The sequence below is a fragment of the Micromonospora sp. CPCC 205546 genome (assembly GCF_036902715.1).
Taxonomy (GTDB): domain Bacteria; phylum Actinomycetota; class Actinomycetes; order Mycobacteriales; family Micromonosporaceae; genus Micromonospora.
The window spans coordinates 139735-154954 of record NZ_JBAKHL010000009.1; the positions used below are offsets into that span (position 1 = coordinate 139735).

The 15220-nt window shown below is 74.0% G+C and carries 14 protein-coding genes, 1 tRNA gene and 1 pseudogene; 9 read left to right on the forward strand and 7 right to left on the reverse strand.

Annotation, left to right across the window (positions count from 1 at the left end):
• Positions 1-8: 8 nt before the first annotated feature.
• The 3 genes from V6U77_RS08075 (at position 9) to V6U77_RS08085 (ending at position 1813) form a co-directional block, all read left to right on the forward strand.
• Positions 9-671 carry a DUF305 domain-containing protein gene (locus V6U77_RS08075; RefSeq protein ID WP_442934394.1) on the forward strand — a complete coding sequence of 221 codons (663 nt, stop codon included), beginning with the start codon at positions 9-11 and terminating at the stop codon, positions 669-671.
• A gap of 232 nt (positions 672-903) precedes the next feature.
• A complete protein-coding gene (locus V6U77_RS08080) occupies positions 904-1596 on the forward strand; it encodes a winged helix-turn-helix domain-containing protein (RefSeq protein ID WP_334605619.1) in 693 nt (230 codons plus the stop codon).
• Positions 1597-1738: 142 nt separating this feature from the next.
• Positions 1739-1813, forward strand: a tRNA-Arg gene (locus V6U77_RS08085).
• A gap of 95 nt (positions 1814-1908) precedes the next feature.
• On the opposite strand, the gene V6U77_RS08090 is transcribed toward V6U77_RS08085, so the two are convergent.
• Positions 1909-2412: an anthrone oxygenase family protein gene (locus tag V6U77_RS08090; RefSeq protein WP_334605591.1), complete on the reverse strand. Its 504-nt coding sequence runs from the start codon at positions 2410-2412 to the stop codon at positions 1909-1911.
• Positions 2413-2709: 297 nt separating this feature from the next.
• The gene (ligD, locus tag V6U77_RS08095; protein ID WP_334605592.1) at positions 2710-3669 is read right to left on the reverse strand and encodes a non-homologous end-joining DNA ligase; all 960 of its coding nucleotides are present in this window, start codon (positions 3667-3669) and stop codon (positions 2710-2712) included.
• 241 nt (positions 3670-3910) lie between these two features.
• On the opposite strand from ligD, the gene V6U77_RS08100 reads away from it, so the two are divergent.
• Together V6U77_RS08100 and V6U77_RS08105 are read left to right on the forward strand one after the other, a co-directional pair.
• Entirely contained in the window at positions 3911-4456 is a 546-nt protein-coding gene (locus tag V6U77_RS08100) for a TetR/AcrR family transcriptional regulator (protein ID WP_334605593.1), read from the forward strand.
• Positions 4457-4492: 36 nt separating this feature from the next.
• Positions 4493-6685, forward strand: a complete 2193-nt coding sequence (locus V6U77_RS08105) for an MMPL family transporter (protein WP_334605594.1) — start codon at positions 4493-4495, stop codon at positions 6683-6685.
• 118 nt (positions 6686-6803) lie between these two features.
• Here the strand turns inward: V6U77_RS08105 and V6U77_RS08110 are convergent, their stop codons facing one another.
• Positions 6804-8060 (reverse strand): erythromycin esterase family protein, encoded by a 1257-nt coding sequence (locus tag V6U77_RS08110; protein ID WP_334605595.1) that lies wholly within the window; start codon positions 8058-8060, stop codon positions 6804-6806.
• A gap of 91 nt (positions 8061-8151) precedes the next feature.
• Here V6U77_RS08110 and V6U77_RS08115 point away from each other — a divergent pair, with 91 nt between their 5' ends.
• Positions 8152-8343 carry a DUF2795 domain-containing protein gene (locus tag V6U77_RS08115; RefSeq protein ID WP_334605596.1) on the forward strand — a complete coding sequence of 64 codons (192 nt, stop codon included), beginning with the start codon at positions 8152-8154 and terminating at the stop codon, positions 8341-8343.
• Between the two features lie 122 nt (positions 8344-8465).
• On the opposite strand, the gene V6U77_RS08120 is transcribed toward V6U77_RS08115, so the two are convergent.
• The 3 genes from V6U77_RS08120 to V6U77_RS08130 form a co-directional block, all read right to left on the reverse strand.
• A complete protein-coding gene (locus V6U77_RS08120) occupies positions 8466-9371 on the reverse strand; it encodes a Gfo/Idh/MocA family protein (protein WP_334605620.1) in 906 nt (301 codons plus the stop codon).
• 218 nt (positions 9372-9589) lie between these two features.
• Complete coding sequence (locus V6U77_RS08125; RefSeq protein ID WP_334605597.1) at positions 9590-10813, reverse strand: glycosyltransferase; 1224 nt, start codon at positions 10811-10813, stop codon at positions 9590-9592.
• Positions 10814-10903: 90 nt separating this feature from the next.
• A complete protein-coding gene (locus V6U77_RS08130; protein ID WP_334605598.1) occupies positions 10904-12313 on the reverse strand; it encodes a glycosyltransferase family 2 protein in 1410 nt (469 codons plus the stop codon).
• Positions 12314-12582: 269 nt separating this feature from the next.
• Between V6U77_RS08130 and V6U77_RS08135 the strand changes: the two genes are divergently transcribed.
• Positions 12583-12987, forward strand: coding sequence for a hypothetical protein (locus V6U77_RS08135; RefSeq protein ID WP_334605599.1), 405 nt, complete (start codon positions 12583-12585; stop codon positions 12985-12987).
• A pseudogene (locus V6U77_RS08140) lies at positions 12980-13463 on the forward strand (hypothetical protein). Before V6U77_RS08135 ends, V6U77_RS08140 begins: the two are co-directional and overlap by 8 nt.
• Here V6U77_RS08140 and fabG read toward each other — a convergent pair.
• Positions 13436-14194, reverse strand: a complete 759-nt coding sequence (gene fabG, locus V6U77_RS08145; RefSeq protein ID WP_334605602.1) for a 3-oxoacyl-ACP reductase FabG — start codon at positions 14192-14194, stop codon at positions 13436-13438. The pseudogene V6U77_RS08140 and the gene fabG sit on opposite strands and share 28 nt — an antisense overlap.
• Before the next feature lie 109 nt (positions 14195-14303).
• On the opposite strand from fabG, the gene V6U77_RS08150 reads away from it, so the two are divergent.
• Positions 14304-15220: mucoidy inhibitor MuiA family protein (locus tag V6U77_RS08150; RefSeq protein ID WP_334605603.1), on the forward strand; the 917-nt coding region annotated here is incomplete at its 3' end.

Below are 15220 nucleotides of genomic sequence, written 5' to 3' on the forward strand. Positions count from 1 at the left end.
GGAGAGCGATGAGCATCCCGACCATGACCGAGACCAGCGAGCCGGCCAGCCCGGCTCCGGAGCAGCGGCGGTCTCCGGCCCGCTGGGGCACGGCCGCGCTGGCCCTGGCCGTCGTGGTCGGGCTGCTCCTCGGGTACGCCGGCGGCCTGCTGACGCCCCGGCTGACCCGCCCGGGCGACGCCTCGGCGGAGGCGGGCTTCGCCCGGGACATGATGACCCACCACGCGCAGGCGGTGGAGATGGGGCTGGTCGCCTTCGACAAGGGCACCGACCCGGAGGTCCGCAGCATCGGCGGCGACATCGCCACCGCCCAGCAGGGCGAGATCGGCACCATGCACACGTGGCTGCGTTCGTGGGGGCTCGACCCGACGGGCAGCGAGCCGTCGATGTCGTGGATGTCCGACGGCGCCGGCCTGGTCAGGAACGGCCTGATGCCGGGCATGGCCACTCCCGGGGAGATGGCGAATCTGCACGCGGCGCAGGGCCGGGAACTGGACGTCCTCTTCCTGCAACTGATGATCAAGCATCACCTGGGCGGCATCCACATGATCGACGGGATCCTCGAGGTGAGCGACGAGCCCGACGTGGTCAGGACCGCGCAGACCATGAAGAACACCCAGCAGAACGACCTCACCAACCTCCAGAACGCCCTGGAACGCCTGGGCGGCTGACCCCGCGCGCCGCACCGCTGCCCGTCGAAGAGGTCCGCGTCACCGCCGGTTTCCCGGCCGACGCGGGCCTCTTCCGCTCCCCGGTCGATACGGTGCGACGTCGCCAGCCGGGCTACCCTGTCCGGTTTTTCCGGCTAAGTGACATGACAGGCCTTACAGCCGATTACAACCCTAAGAGAGTTTTCTCCACACATATCGTGACCAGTTGCGATTCGGGCTCGTTGCGCAGGACGTGGGGGTTGCACTGAGAGACGCACGGCGTTCGGTCACCAGCTGGTGCCGACGCCACACCATCGGCGGTGACGGGGCGGTGGCAGCCGTCCGTCGCGGACAGCGGCAGGGCGAGCCGGGAACGCTCAGCCGCGAACAGGAGCTCGAACTCATCGACGTCCTGCGGGGCGTCTACCCCGACGAGCTGGGCCTGGACGAGGAGCTGTGGACGCGACAGAGTCTGCACGCCCTCATCCAGCGCCGCTTCGAGGCGCCCATGGACGCGGGCGCCGTCGGGGCGTACCTGCGGGCCTGGGGGTTGGGTCCGAGGGAGCCCCGGGAGCGGGCCTGCGGCCTCTGCGTCGGCGCGGTGGAACGCTGGGTGCGCAGCGCGTACCCGGCCATCACCCGGGCGGCGCAGGAGCACCTCGCCGAGGTCTACTGGATCGGCCGGGTACGCCTGCGCGGCACGATGCCGGCGGCGGACGTCATCTCCGCCGTCTCGTCCCGAGGCCGCGTACGCTTCATGGTCACCACCCCGTCGGTCGACCCGCCGCTCCCCCGCGACTTCGTGCTACGGCTCAGCGGCGAGGAGCAGCGCACCGTGCACCTGATCGTGGACGGGTCCTGGCCCCGCAACGAGTGGCCCAGGCGCCTGCCTCGTCGCATCGTGCTGCACCCGCTGCCGAGCTGCGGCCGCGCCGTCGCCGCCTGACCGCCGGCGACCGCACCGCACCCCCGACCGTCGGGTGCGCCGGGCGGGCGCGGGCGGCACCGGGCAGGGCGACACGAGGGCGGGCACCGGATACCGATTCGGCGTTCCGGAGAGGCGTTTGCTAGTCTTCTCCAGTCGCTGAGCCCCCGTAGCTCAGGGGATAGAGCACCGCCCTCCGGAGGCGGGGGCGCAGGTTCGAATCCTGCCGGGGGCACCACGGACAAGCAGAAAGGCCGCCGACCAGGCAATCGGGTCGGCGGCCTTTCTCATGCGTCCAGCCCCACCCGCCTGCGCCGTGCGCCGACGGTTACGTCAGGTCCTGGGCGCGCTCGCGCGCGCCCAGCGCAGCAGGGCGGTGAACGCCAGCGCGGCCGTCACCGCCCCGCCCACCAGCCGCACCCGGTGCCCGGCGACGAACTCGGCCGCGACCTGACGCAGGTACTCCGGGGAGTGCGTACCGACCGGGTCGCCGAACATGATCTCGTTGCGCGGCCAGAAGAAGAACACGGAGAACAGGAACTCGCAGGCGACGTAGACCACGGCCGCGCCGGCGACCCACCAGCGCAGGCGCCGGTCGCGCCAGGTCAGCACCGCCGCGGCGAGGCAGGCGAGCACGACGGTCGCGCCGAGCGGCGGGAAGTAGTCGCTCGGGCCGCCCGCCACCAGGAACTCGCGGGCCCGGTCCAGCGACGCCGGCGGGTCGCCGAAGACGTTGGGGTAGAGCATCACGGTCTCGGCGGCGACGCCGCCGAACGACATCATCGCCGTCCACACCAGGGCGATGAGCACCGTCCAGGTCAGCCTGTCGCGGGTCATGGGTCCTCCTGCCGGTCCAGTCGACGCCGTGCCGGCGCCGTCCGCTGGGGTTGCCGTCGACGCTAGGTCGGGCACCGCCGCCCGTCTGCCGCCCGGCGGCGCGGACGCGGGGTCGACTCCGGACGTACGGCGGCACCGACCGGTCGCCCGCCCGCGCGTCGGCCGTCGCTTCCCGACGTAGCCCGGGGTGGCCGACGGGCATGGTGGAGGGACGGCCCAAGGCAGGCGGCGCGGCCGCCAGGCGACGGAGGGCCGACGGGTGGCCGGCGACCGGCGACGGGGGGCGGTGCGCGTACGTCAGCCGGCGGCGCGGCGGGCGCGGGCCCGGCGCTTGCCCTCGTGCATGGCCTGCACCCGCGCGACCGGGATGGTGTGCCCCTCCGCGACCAGGTCCGCCGGGAGTCGCTGCGGCGCCGGCAGCCGCTCGGCCCAGGGGTCGCGCTCGGCGACCAGCGCCGGGACGGTACGGATCGTGAAGTCCGCCGGGGCCACGTCGCCCAGGTCGGCCCAGTCGACCGGGAAGGAGACCGGCACGCCCGGTCGCAGCCGGGGGCTGTAGGCGGCCACCACCGTGGCCCCGCCGGCCCGGGTCGAGTCGACGAACACCTTGCCGCCCCGGTCCTCGCGGATGAAGGCCGTGGTGGCCAGCGCCGGGTCCAGCCGCTCGGCGCGGGCCGCCACCGCCCGGGTCGCGGCGGCCATGTCCTCCACGGTGGCGCCCCGCGCCACCGGTACGAAGACGTGCACGCCCTTGGCCCCGCTGGTCTTCACCGCGCCCGCGAGTCCCGCGTCGGCGAGCGCCTGCCGGACCAGCCGCGCGGCGGCGACCGCCAGCGCGAAGGAGTCCCCCTCCGGCGGGTCGAGGTCGAGAACCAGGTGGGTGGGACGGTGCAGGTCGTCGACCGTGGCCAGGGTGGGGTGGTACTCGACCGCGCGCTGGTTGGCGAACCAGAGCAGGGTGCGCCGGTCGTCGCAGAGCGCGTACGAGATCTCGCGGTGCGACGCCTCCGCCCAGACCGGCGTGCGGGGCACCCAGTCCGGGGTGTACTTCGGCAGGTTCTTCTGCATGAAGGACGGCTGCCCGGGCCGGACGCGGACCACCGACAGCGGCCGGCCGCGCAGCGGTGGCAGGATCCGCTCGCGCACCGCGTCGAGATAGTCGACCAGGTCCCGCTTGGTCGCGTCGGCGCCGTCGAACAACGGCTGGTCGAGGTTGGTCAGCGACACCCCGTCGCGGGTCTCGTCAGCGCCACTCATCCGACCACCTTCGCGGCCCGGGCGTCGACGGTCAACCGGACGCGGCGGGGCGAACCGCGGCGAACGGATCGCCGCCGGACCGGACGACGTCGAGCAGTCGCTGGGTGCCCGCCGGACCGGGCCGACGGCCACCCGGGCCGTAAACCTCACACCCGTGTGGGGAACGCCACGCCGCTGATCTGACCGATCGGTCAGGGTCTGACCGATCGGTCAGGCATCCTGGTCGGGGAGGTGGGCCGGCATGGCGCGGATGGTTCCGGAGACGCACGACGAGATCCTCGTGGCGGCGGCTCGGCGCTTCGCGGCGACCGGCTACCGGGGCACCTCGCTGCAGGACATCGCCCGCGAGGTGGGCTGCTCCAAGGCGGCGGTGCTCTACCACTTCGCCAACAAGGAGGCCATCCTCACCGAGCTGATGGCCCCGGCGATCGACGTCCTCCAGGCGCTCGACCATCGGATCTCCGCGCACCGTGGCGCTGCCGCCCAGCAGGTCGCCGCCGAGGGCTTCGTCGACCTCGCGGTCCGCTTCCGCCGCGAGATCGCCCTGCTCCGGGGCGAGTTCCCCGAACTGCTCCAGCAGCCCGCCTTCGCGCACATCCAGCGGATCTCCGAACGACTGGTCGACGCGCTCGCCGGACACCCGGGACGCCCGGCCGCCCGGATCGCGGCGCTGGTGCTGCTCGCCGGCATCTCCGAGACCTGCGGGGAGTTCGCCGACGTCGCCGACGAGGAGCTGCGCGCCGCCCTGCTGGCACTCGCCCGACGGGCGCTGGAGCCCGTCGACTGATCCGTCCAACCCAACACGACCGAGGACAAGGAACTCATGGCCACCCTGCTCTACCGGCTCGGCCGGGGCTCGATGCGCCGGCGGCGACTCGTCGCGGCGATCTGGCTCGTCGTACTCGTCGGTCTCGGCCTCGCCGCCGCGACCCTGCGCGGCCCGATAGCCGACAACTTCACCATGCCCGGCACGGAGTCGCAGCGCGCCCTCGACCTGCTCGCCGAGCAGTTCCCGGCGGCCAGCGGCGCGACCGGCACGATCGCGGTCAAGGCGCCGACCGACGGCGCGCTCGCCAGCCCGCAGGGGCAGGCCGTGGTGAAGGAGATCACCCAGGAGGCCGCGACGCTGCCCGGCGCCGTCGGCGCCGTCGACCCGTTCCAGGTGGGAGCGGTCTCCCCGGACGGCCGGTACGCGCTGGTCCAGGTCCAGTTCGCCACCGGCGCCGACGAGGTGACCGACGCCCAGCGCGACGCGTACGAGAAGGTCGGCGCGCGGGCCGAGGCCCAGGGCTGGGAGGTCGCCCCCGGCGGCGAGGTGCTCAGCAGCGTGCCGGAGGTCGGCTCGACCGAGGCGATCGGTGTGGCCGTCGCCGCGCTCGTCCTGGTGATCACGTTCGGCTCGCTGGTGGCGGCCGGGATGACCATGCTCAACGCGCTGATCGGCGTGGGCGTCGGCATGGCGGGCCTCTTCGCGATCAGCAGCGTGGTCGACCTGAGCAGCACCGCGCCGATCCTCGCGCTGATGCTCGGCCTCGCGGTCGGCATCGACTACTCGCTCTTCATCACCTCCCGCTACCGGCAGAACCTGATGGAGGGGCTGCCGCCGGACGAGGCGGTGGGCCGCGCCGTGGGCACCGCCGGTTCGGCCGTGGTCTTCGCCGGCGCCACCGTGGTCATCGCGCTGGCCGGGCTGGCCGTGGTGAACATCCCGTTCCTGACGGTGATGGGTCTGGCCGCCGCCGGCACGGTCACCGTCGCGGTGCTGGTGGCGATCACGCTCCAGCCCGCCCTGCTCGGCTTCGCCGGCCGTCGGGTGCTGCCCCGCAAGCTGCGCTCCACGGCGCCGGCCGGGGATGGGGCAGCCGACGCCACCCCACCCGCCGAGGACCGGTCGGGCTTCGGGTTCCGCTGGGCGGGCCTCGTCACCCGTTTCCGGGTGCCGGTCATCCTGGTCGGGCTGATCGGGCTGGGGCTGCTCGCGCTGCCCGCGCCCGACATGCGGCTGGCGCTGCCCGACGCCGGCACGGCACCGGTCGGCTCGCCGGCCCGCGAGTCGAACGACCTGATCACCGAGGGCTTCGGGCCGGGCTTCACCGGCCGGCTCGCGGTGGTGGTCGCCGGGGACACCCCGCAGGCGACCTCGGCCGCCATCCCGCAGGTCACCGCACTGGTCCAGCGCACCGAGAACGTCCTCGCGGTGGCCCCGCCGCAGCTCAGCCCGGACGGGCGCACCGCGCTGCTCGGGGTGGTGCCGAAGACGGGCCCGACCGAGGAGGCCACCGAGACCCTGGTCAACGACGTACGCGGTGCGGTGGGCGAGTTCCGCGACGTCGACGTGCTGCTGACCGGGGCGACCGCGATCGGCATCGACGTCTCCGAGAAGCTCTCCGACGCCCTGCCGGTCTACCTGCTGCTGGTGGTGGGCCTCTCGGTGCTGCTGCTGATGCTGGTCTTCCGCTCGCTGCTGGTGCCGGTCAAGGCCGCGCTGGGCTTCCTGCTCACCGTCGCCGCCACCTTCGGCATCACCGTGGCGGTGTTCCAGCAGGGCCACCTCGCCGACCTGGTCGGCCTGGACACGCCCGGCCCGCTGGTCAGCTTCCTGCCGATCCTGCTGATCGGCATCCTGTTCGGCCTGGCGATGGACTACGAGGTCTTCCTGGTCTCCCGGATGCGGGAGGACTTCGTGCACGGTGACACCGCGCAGCAGGCGACCATCAACGGGATGGGGCACGGCGCCCGGGTGGTGACCGCCGCCGCGCTGATCATGATCTCGGTCTTCGGCGGCTTCGTCTTCCTCGACGACCCGGTCATCAAGTCGATGGGCTTCGCGCTCGCCGTCGGCGTCGCCATCGACGCGTTCGTGGTGCGGATGACCATCGTGCCCGCCGTGATGTCGCTGCTCGGCAAGCGGGCCTGGTGGCTCCCCCGCTGGCTGGACAAGATCCTGCCCAACGTCGACATCGAGGGCGAGGGCCTGCGCGCCCACCTGGACGACAGGTCCCCCGCCCGCACCTGACCCCGCCCGCTCGGATCGATCATGCAGTTGTGGTGCCCCGCACAGCCGGCGAATCCGGCCGCAACGGGCACCACAACTGCATGATCACCGAGGCGGAGGTGGGGAGGGGCGGGGCGGGTCAGACACCGGCCGGGTAGGTCTCCATCTCGCCCGGGGTGGTCAGGGCCGGCAGGGGGTGCAGGGCCGTCGTCTCGTCGCACCAGACGAAGGCGTCGTAGCGCTCCCCCAGCCGCGTCGGCACGTAGTTGCCCCACGACTCGAACGACGGGTCGTAGACCACCCCGATCGCCCGGTGGTCGGCGGTCCCGGTGACCCAGCCGGGCTGGTCGTCGCCGCCGAAGACCAGTACGGCCCGCTCGGGCATCAGCTCGTGCAGCCGGTGCTCGACCGAGCCGGCGCGGGCCGGCGGCACCACCATCGCCTCGGCCGGCGAGCCCCAGCGGGGCGCGGCGATCACCGTGCCCCGGTAGCCGCCGAAGCCGACCAGGACAACCTCCTCGGCGCCGTGCCGCTCGCGGGCCAGCTGGCCGATGTTGACCATCCCGTCGGCGGCCATGTCGGTGGCCCGGGCGTCGCCGACGTGCGTGTTGTGCGCCCAGACGACGCCCCGCGCGCCCGGGCCGTAGCGCTCCAGCAGCCGGTCCAGGGTGTCCGCCATGTGCGTGTCCCGGATGTTCCACGAATCCGGCCCGCCGCGCACCATCGCCCGGTAGTAGCGCTCCGCGCCGGCCACCACCTCCGCGTTCTGCCAGGCCGAGAAGCTGTCCGGGCCGTCCACGGCGGCCTGTTCGCGGGTACGCGCCAACAGCCGCACGACCTCCTCCTCGCAGCGGGCGGAGACGAACCGGCTCGCCATGCCGTACTCCTCGACCCGCTTGCCGTACGGCTCGAAACAGCGGTACGCGTCCTGCGCCGCCTCCAGCGAGCCCGGGTCCTCCTCGCCGAGATAGTCGAAGATCGCCTGCATGGACTCCCAGAGGCTGTAGACGTCCAGGCCGTGGAAGCCGGCCCTGGCGTCCTCGGGCCGCTCCACGTTCCACGCCCGCAACCAGGAGCAGAAGCGGGCCACCTCGGCGTTCGCCCACATCCAGGTCGGCCAGCGCTCGAAGCGCTCCAACGCGGTACGCGGGTCGGCGGCCCCGCCCGGGGCGGCGGTCACCGAGCGGTGCACCCGGTCGCAGTCGGGCCAGTCCCCCTCCACGGCCACGAAGGAGAACCCGCACTCGGCGATCAGCCGCCGGGTGAGCTGTTCGCGCAGGCGGTAGTAGTCGTAGTTGCCGTGCGTCGCCTCGCCGATCATCACGATCCGGGCGTCCCGGACGCGCTCCAGCAACGGGTCGAAGTCGCTCGGCGCGCCGAGCCGCTGAACCAGCATGGCGGGCGGCTACCCGGCGCGCCGTCGGACAAACCGCCGAGCGTCGATCGGCGGGCGGTGTGCGGGCGGGCTGAGCGGGTAGCCCGCCGGCATGACCGTCACCGGCGCGCAGTTGCAGGAGTACCTGGCCGGACTCGACTACCCGGTCTCCCGCGAGGACCTGGTCCGCTGGGGCCAGGAGAACGGGGTCAGCACGGAGATGCTCCGGACGCTGCGGGCCCTGCCGGCGGAGGAGTTCGGCTCCCCCGCCGAGCTCAGCGAGGCCCTGAACACGCTGGCCTGACCGGGCGGCGGACGGAGCCGGTCCTCGCGTACGCGGCGGTCGCCGGGCCCTGCGCCTCAGGGCGGCAGCCCTCGACGCGGGCGGTCCCGCCGGACCCCTGCGCCTCGGCGGGGACGGTGCCCTCAGCGGGGCAGGTCGACGGTGCGGCCCTCGGCGCGGGCGGTCTCGGCGGCGGCGAGCACGGCGACGACCTCGCGGCCGAAGCGCACGTCGCAGTGGTGGTCCCGGGTGCCCGAACCGATCTCCTCCAGCAACTGGTCGATCGCCACCCCGAGCGCCGTCGCCGCGTCTCCCCCGCCGGCCGGCACGGTCTCGACGCCGTTCTCGCCGTAGAAGACGAACTCCCGGCCCACCGCCTCCTGCGGGGCGTCCAGGGTCAGCGACACCGTGCTGGTCGCGCCCCCGTCGTGGGTGAGGAGCAGGTGGACGAGCCCGCGCGGCCCGTCCATCGCGGCGACCCGGGCGACCCGACCGAGGACCGGCACGATGAGGGACAGCGCGTGCGGTCCGATGTCCCACAGCGCGCCGTGCTCCCGGCGCCAGGGCGAGGCCTCGTACGGGCTGCCGGGCTGGAAGATGGACGCGAACCGGATCGCCTTGGCGGTGTGCCACCCGCCGACGGCGGCCGTCGCGGCGAGGAAGGCGGCGACGTCGGGCCGGAAGCGGCCGGTGAAGAAGACCACCGAGGCGACGCCCGCCGCCTGCGCGGCGTCGACCACCCGATCGGCGTCGGCGACGCTCAGGGCGAGCGGCTTGTCCAGCAGCAGGTGCCGGCCGGCGGTGGCCGCGCGGACCGCGATGTCGGCCTGGACGTCCGGCGGCAGGGCCACGGCGACCGCGTCGCAGGCGTCGACGAGCGCGTCGGCGTCGTCGAAGGCCGGCACCCCGTAGCGCTCGGCCAGGGCGGCGGCCTTGCGCGGATCCCGGCCCCACACGCCGACGAACGCGACCCCCGGGTGCGCGTGCAGCGCCGCGCCGTGCGTCTCGGCCGCCCAGTGACCGGTACCGAACAACCCGAACCGCACCACGAGCACCTCCACCGTCGTCGTCACATCACGGTACCCGCGGCCAGGAGCCACACCGGGGCCCGTGTCGGAAGTCGTGGTCGCGCCCAGCCCCCTGTCCGGGCCGAGCGCGTTCACCCCGCCGGGCACGGCCGCCACCAGGGCCCCGTCGTCGGGGCCGTGGCTGGCGGCGCCCGCCGGCGGTGGGGCCGGACGGGCGTCGGCGGGAAGGGTCGTCCCGCTCAGACCCGCAGGGTGTCGGTCAACCGCTTCGCGGCGACCTGCGCCGCGTCGGTGCGTACGACGGCGGCAAAGGCGCGGGCGCGGGCGGCCACCTCGGGCCGCAGGGCGGCGGCGAGAGCCGTGGTCAGCGACTCGACGGTGGGCACCGCGCCGGGGTGTGCGCTGCCGATGCCGAGCGTGGACACCCGCCGCGCGAAGTAGTGCTGGTCGTAGACCTGCGGTATGACGACCTGCGGCGTCCCGGCGCGCGCGGCCGTGGTCGTGGTGCCCGAGCCGCCATGGTGGACCACCGCGGCCACGTCCTTGAACAGCGCCTGCTGGTTGACCTCGCCGACGACCAGGCAGTCGGGTGCCCGGTCGCCCCGCGTGAGCGGGGCCCAGCCCCGGGAGACGACCAGACGGCAACCGAGCGCGCGTACCGCCTGCACGGCCGTCTCCAGCAGGCCCGGTGGCGCGGCGACACTGCCGAATCCGACGTAGACGCACGGCCCACCGGCGTCCAGGAAGGACCTCACCTCGGTGGGCAGGGGCCGCTCGTCCGGCAGGAGCCAGGCACCCGGTTGATAGACGGCCGGGTCGGCGGCGTCCGGCCAGGGCGCCAGGGTCGGATCGGTGGCCAGCCACGGCTGGTCGGTGTGGATGTGCTCGCTGACGTCGTCGACGGGGGCCAGCCCCACCCCCGCCCGGAGCGCGTTGAGTGGCACACCGAAGGTGTCGTTGACCTGCCGCAGGTTGGCGGCCCACAGTTCGCCGTTGTCGGCCGACGCGGGCGCCGGCGCCTGCCCGAGGAGGGGCAGCGGCAGCGGCGGGTGGTGCGGTGAGGGAAGGGCCGCCGGGCAGAGTGCCGCGTAGACGTACGGTATGCCGCGCTTCTCCGCCACCGTACGGGCGGCGACCTGAAGGCCGGTCGACGCGACGAGGACGTCGCAGTCCCGCGCCGCCGCCGAGAGCACCTCGAACTGGATGCCGATGGAGGACTCGGCCAGCTTTCGTACCTGTGCCGGTGAGGGTCGGGGCACGGCGGCCCGCGGCCTGGGCGCCGCCGACCTGCGCCAGGGCGGGCCGACGGGCACGAAGGAGATCTTGAAGGTGGCCACCCACCGGGCGAAGTCCGGTGGGGCGCAGAGGCGGGCCTGCAGGCCGAGAGCCTTCAACCGGGAGGCCAGCGCCACCAGTGGTTGGACGTCGCCACGCGACCCGAGAGTCGACAGCAGTACGCGCATGATATTCGCCTTTCCGTCACTAACGGCGGAATACGGGCACGGCGGCACAGGCCCTGACACCGATGTCGGCCTGGTCGCACCGTCGATCTGCTATCCCGGCGTCGGGGAGCGCCCGGGCGCCAGCGCAGCGGGCCGCGCTCCGGCGACGGCCTGGGCGGGCGCCCGGCGCACGGCGCCGGTCACGGGCCTGCGGGGCCGCAGGGTCAGCACGTCGCCGAGCCCTTCGACCGCGTGCAGCTCGGTTGCGTACTCGGTGGCCTGCGTCTGGCGCAGGTAGCCCAGCGTCTGCGGGTCGGCGGCGCACATCCCCGGCGTCGCGTCGGCGGTGGCGACCAGGTGCACCTCGCCGGCCAGCGTCAGCGACGCGGAGATGAACTGGCAGAGTTCCGGCCACAGCAGGTACCGCCAGAAGTCGACGCTGACCACCGCGTCGAGGCTGCCCGGCGGCATGGGAGGGGCGACGCCGAGCAGATGGAAGTTGGTCGGCCCGATGGGAGCGGCGTAGTCGAAGGTCAGCGCCGAGGCGGGCAGCCCCGATTCGGCGCGACCGGTGCCGATCCAGAGCGCCCTGGGCCCCCGCAACCGGCCGGCGAGGCGCGCGGCGGCAGGGCCGATGGCACACGCCGACCGCTCGACGCACTCGGCGATGAGCGCCCGGTAGTGCAGGATCCGCCGGATCGCCTCGTAGCCCATCACCGCCGTGAGGAACTCCCACTCCAGGCAGGGGTACGTCCTGGCGGCCTGCTGGAAGTTGGCCTTCATCTCCATCCAGTTGCGGGTGATGTTCTTGTGGTGCGGGAGGTGGACGACCCGGGCCTCGTCGTCGTAGCCGAAGTTGACGCCGTCGGGCAGGCTCCGGTCCACGCGGTAGAACAGCTCGACGTCCTCCACGCCGTAGCTCAGACCGAACGCCTCGCGGTAGCCGCCGACCTGGGCGAAGAGCGAGCTGGAGAGCGAGATGTTGTGCGTGTAGGCGAGCACCCAGCCGGCCCGGAGCCAGTCGTCGTCGTCCGGAAGTCCCGTGCTGAAACGCAGGTCGCCGCCGTGCGGGAAGGCCCGCGCGATCGCGTGCGACTCGCCGGCCAGCACGGCGGGCAGATCCGCGAGGCCGATCTCGTCCCGCCGGCCGATCAGCACCGCCGCGTTGCCGGGTGTGCCGTGCCAGGCCAGGTGCCGCTCCAGCAGGTCGGGCGCCGCCCACGAGTCGGCGTCGAGGAAGACGAGCAGGGGCGCGGAGGCCCGCCGGGCCCCTGCGTTGCGGGCGGCGGAGCGGCCCTTGCGCCCGGCGAGTTCCATGACCCGCAGGCGGAGCCCGGCGCCTTCGGCGAGCGCCTCGGGGTACCCGTCGAACGAGCCACCGTCGCGGACCACGATCACCTCGAAGCGGTCCGGCGGCAGCGTCTGGCGGGTCAGCGCCCGGAGGGTCAGCGCCAGGCACTGCGGATCCTGGTAGGTCGGCATCACCACGCTCAGCGCCGGAGGGCTGGTGGACAACGACATGGGGATCCTCTCCGTCAGACGAACGTGCCGTCGGAGGTCAGATGACTGGAAACAAGAATAACTTTCAGCGACGATTTCGTTACTCATGAATAGGGGTCGATAGGGGTCGCGACTGTCCTCTACCGACAGTCACGCCGCCCCGCGCCCGCCGACCCGGCAGACGCCCCGTGCCGGCCCGGGTGGACGACGCGCCCCCGGGACGGGGCGGCGGGTGCCGGGATGTACTACGCGGGTTAGTAGGCTGTGCCGGTGACCGAACCGCACTCCGGATGGCCCCGGTGACCAGTGCAGCGACGGCGGGTTCGCCGGTGGACGGGCTGCTCGCGACCGCCTCGATCGTGTTGTCGCTGCTCGTGGCGGCCTGGGCGCTGGTCGCCACGCTGCGGCACCGGGCACCGGACCGGGTGCAGTTCGCCGGCCTGGCCGTGCTGGAGGTGGCGCTGCTCGCGCTGGCGGCGACGGCGCTGGTCGCCCTCGGTGGCGGGGAGCGCCCGGGCGAGCCGGGAGCCTTCTTCGGATACCTGGTGACGCTGGTCTGCCTGCCGCCGCTGGCCTGGGTGCTGGCCCGGATGGAGCCGACGCGCTGGGGCTCGGCGATCGTCTGCGCGGTCTGCCTGGTCACGCCCGTGGTCGCCGTACGGCTCCAGCAGACCTGGGAGGTGCTGGGTGGCTGACGTGCGCGCCCCGGAGGTGAAGCGGACCAACGCCGGGCCGGGCCGGCTGCTGATCGCGGTCTACCTGCTCTTCGCGATCGCCGCGACGAGCCGCGCGGGTCTCCAGATCGCCACGAAGTTCGACGAGGCGCCCGTGGCGTACCTGCTCTCGGCCCTCGCCGCGGCCATCTACATCGTCGCGGCGGTGGGGCTCGCCCGTGCCGGCGCCGCCGGCCGCCGCGTCGCGCTGGCGTGCTGCGCCGTGGAGCTGGTCGGGGTGCTCGGCGTCGGGGCCCTCAGCCTCGCCGACCCGCGGCTCTTCCCCGACGAGACGGTCTGGTCGCGGTTCGGCAGCGGGTACGGCTACATCCCACTGGTCCTGCCGGTGCTCGGCCTGCTCTGGCTCTGGCGCACCCGGCCCGCCGCCTGATCCCCGGCGGGCGGGTGCCCGCCGGGGCGTACGCGGGGGTCAGTCCTTCGGGCCGCCGGCCACGTAGACGACCTGCCCGGAGACGAAGGAGGCGCCCTCGCTGGCCAGGAACGAGATGGTGTGCGCGACGTCCTCGGGGCGGCCGACCCGGCGCACCGCGATCTCCGACTCGGCGTGCTTCTGCAGCGCCTCGAAGTCGACCTTCATCCGGGCGGCGGTGGCGGCCGTCATGTCGGTGACGATGAAGCCGGGCGCGACCGCGTTGACGGTCACCCCGAACGGGCCCAGCTCGATGGCGAGGGTCTTGGTGAAGCCCTGGAGGCCGGCCTTCGCGGCGGCGTAGTTCGCCTGGCCCCGGTTGCCCAGCGCCGAGGTGCTGGAGAGGTTGACGATCCGGCCCCACTTCGCCTCGACCATGTGCTTCTGGGCGGCCTGGCTGAACAGGAACGCGCCGCGCAGGTGCACGCCCATGACCGTGTCCCAGTCGGCGTCGGTCATCTTGAACAGCAGGTTGTCGCGGAGCACGCCGGCGTTGTTGACCAGCACCGTCGGGGCGCCCAGCTCGGCGGCGACCCGCTCCACGGCCGCCTCGACCTGCGCCCGGTCCGACACGTCCGCGCCGACGCCCAGCGCCCGGCCGCCGGCCGCCGCCACGGCGTCCACGGTCTCCTTGGTCGCGGACTCGTCGATGTCGACCACCGCGACCGCGAGGCCGTCGGCCGCCAGCCGCCGGGCGGTGGCCGCCCCGATCCCCCGCGCCGCCCCCGTGACGATGGCGACCCGCTGCTCCTCCGACATGCCTACCTCCCGGTAACCTGCGCTCGATCGAAGGAGCTTAACCCAGCCGTACGCCGTGGTCCCCCGGCGCGGACGCCGCCTTCGAGCGCCGGCCTACTACTCTCGCCGCGTGCAGGCAGAGGAGATCGAAGCACCCGTCGTCGGCGTCACCGTCTATCCGGACCGCGCCCGGGTCACCCGCCGGGGCAGCACCCGGCTGCCCGCCGGCGAGCACCGGGTACGCGTCGCACCGTTGCCACTGGGCGTGCGGCGCGACTCGCTGCGGGTCGGCGGCCGGGGCGCGGTCACCGTGCTCGGCGTGGACGTCGCCACGTGGCGGCAGCCGCGCAGCACGGACGCGCAGGTCCGCGCGCTGGAGCAGCGCAGCCGTGAACTGGCCGACGAGCTGGCCGAGGTCGACGACGCGCACGAGATCGAGGTGCAGCGGGGACAGTTCCTCACCCGGCTGGCCGACCGGGCCGGTGGCACGTACGCCCGCGCGCTGGCCTGCGGCGACGCCGTCCCGACCGACGTGGCCGCCTTCGCCGACTCGGTGGCCGGCCAGCTCGCCGACTCGCAGCGCCGCCGGCGCGAGCTGGTCCGGCGGCGCACCGACCTGGCCGAGGAGATGGCGGCCGTCGAGCGGGAACTGTCGGCCGCGAGCGGCAAGCGGGCACCGGACCGGCTGGCCGCGGAGGTGACCGTGTCGGTCGACGCCGACGACGCCGAGCTGGACCTGGAGCTGACCTACCTGGTCGACGGGGCCCGCTGGCAGCCCTCCTACGACCTGCGACTGGTCGACGACACCATGACGGTGACGTGCTTCGGCCTGGTCAGCCAGGACACCGGCGAGGACTGGCCGGAGTGCGTACTCGAACTCTCGACGGCCCGCCCGGCGGCGGCGACCGGCGTACCCGAACTGGCGCCCTGGTATCTCGACCGGGTCCGGCCGCTACCGCCGTCCATGCCGATGGCGGCGGCGAGCTTCGGCGCGATGCCGGCGCCCGCGGCCCCCGGCGCCGCGCCCGCCGGCGCGGCGGCCCGCTC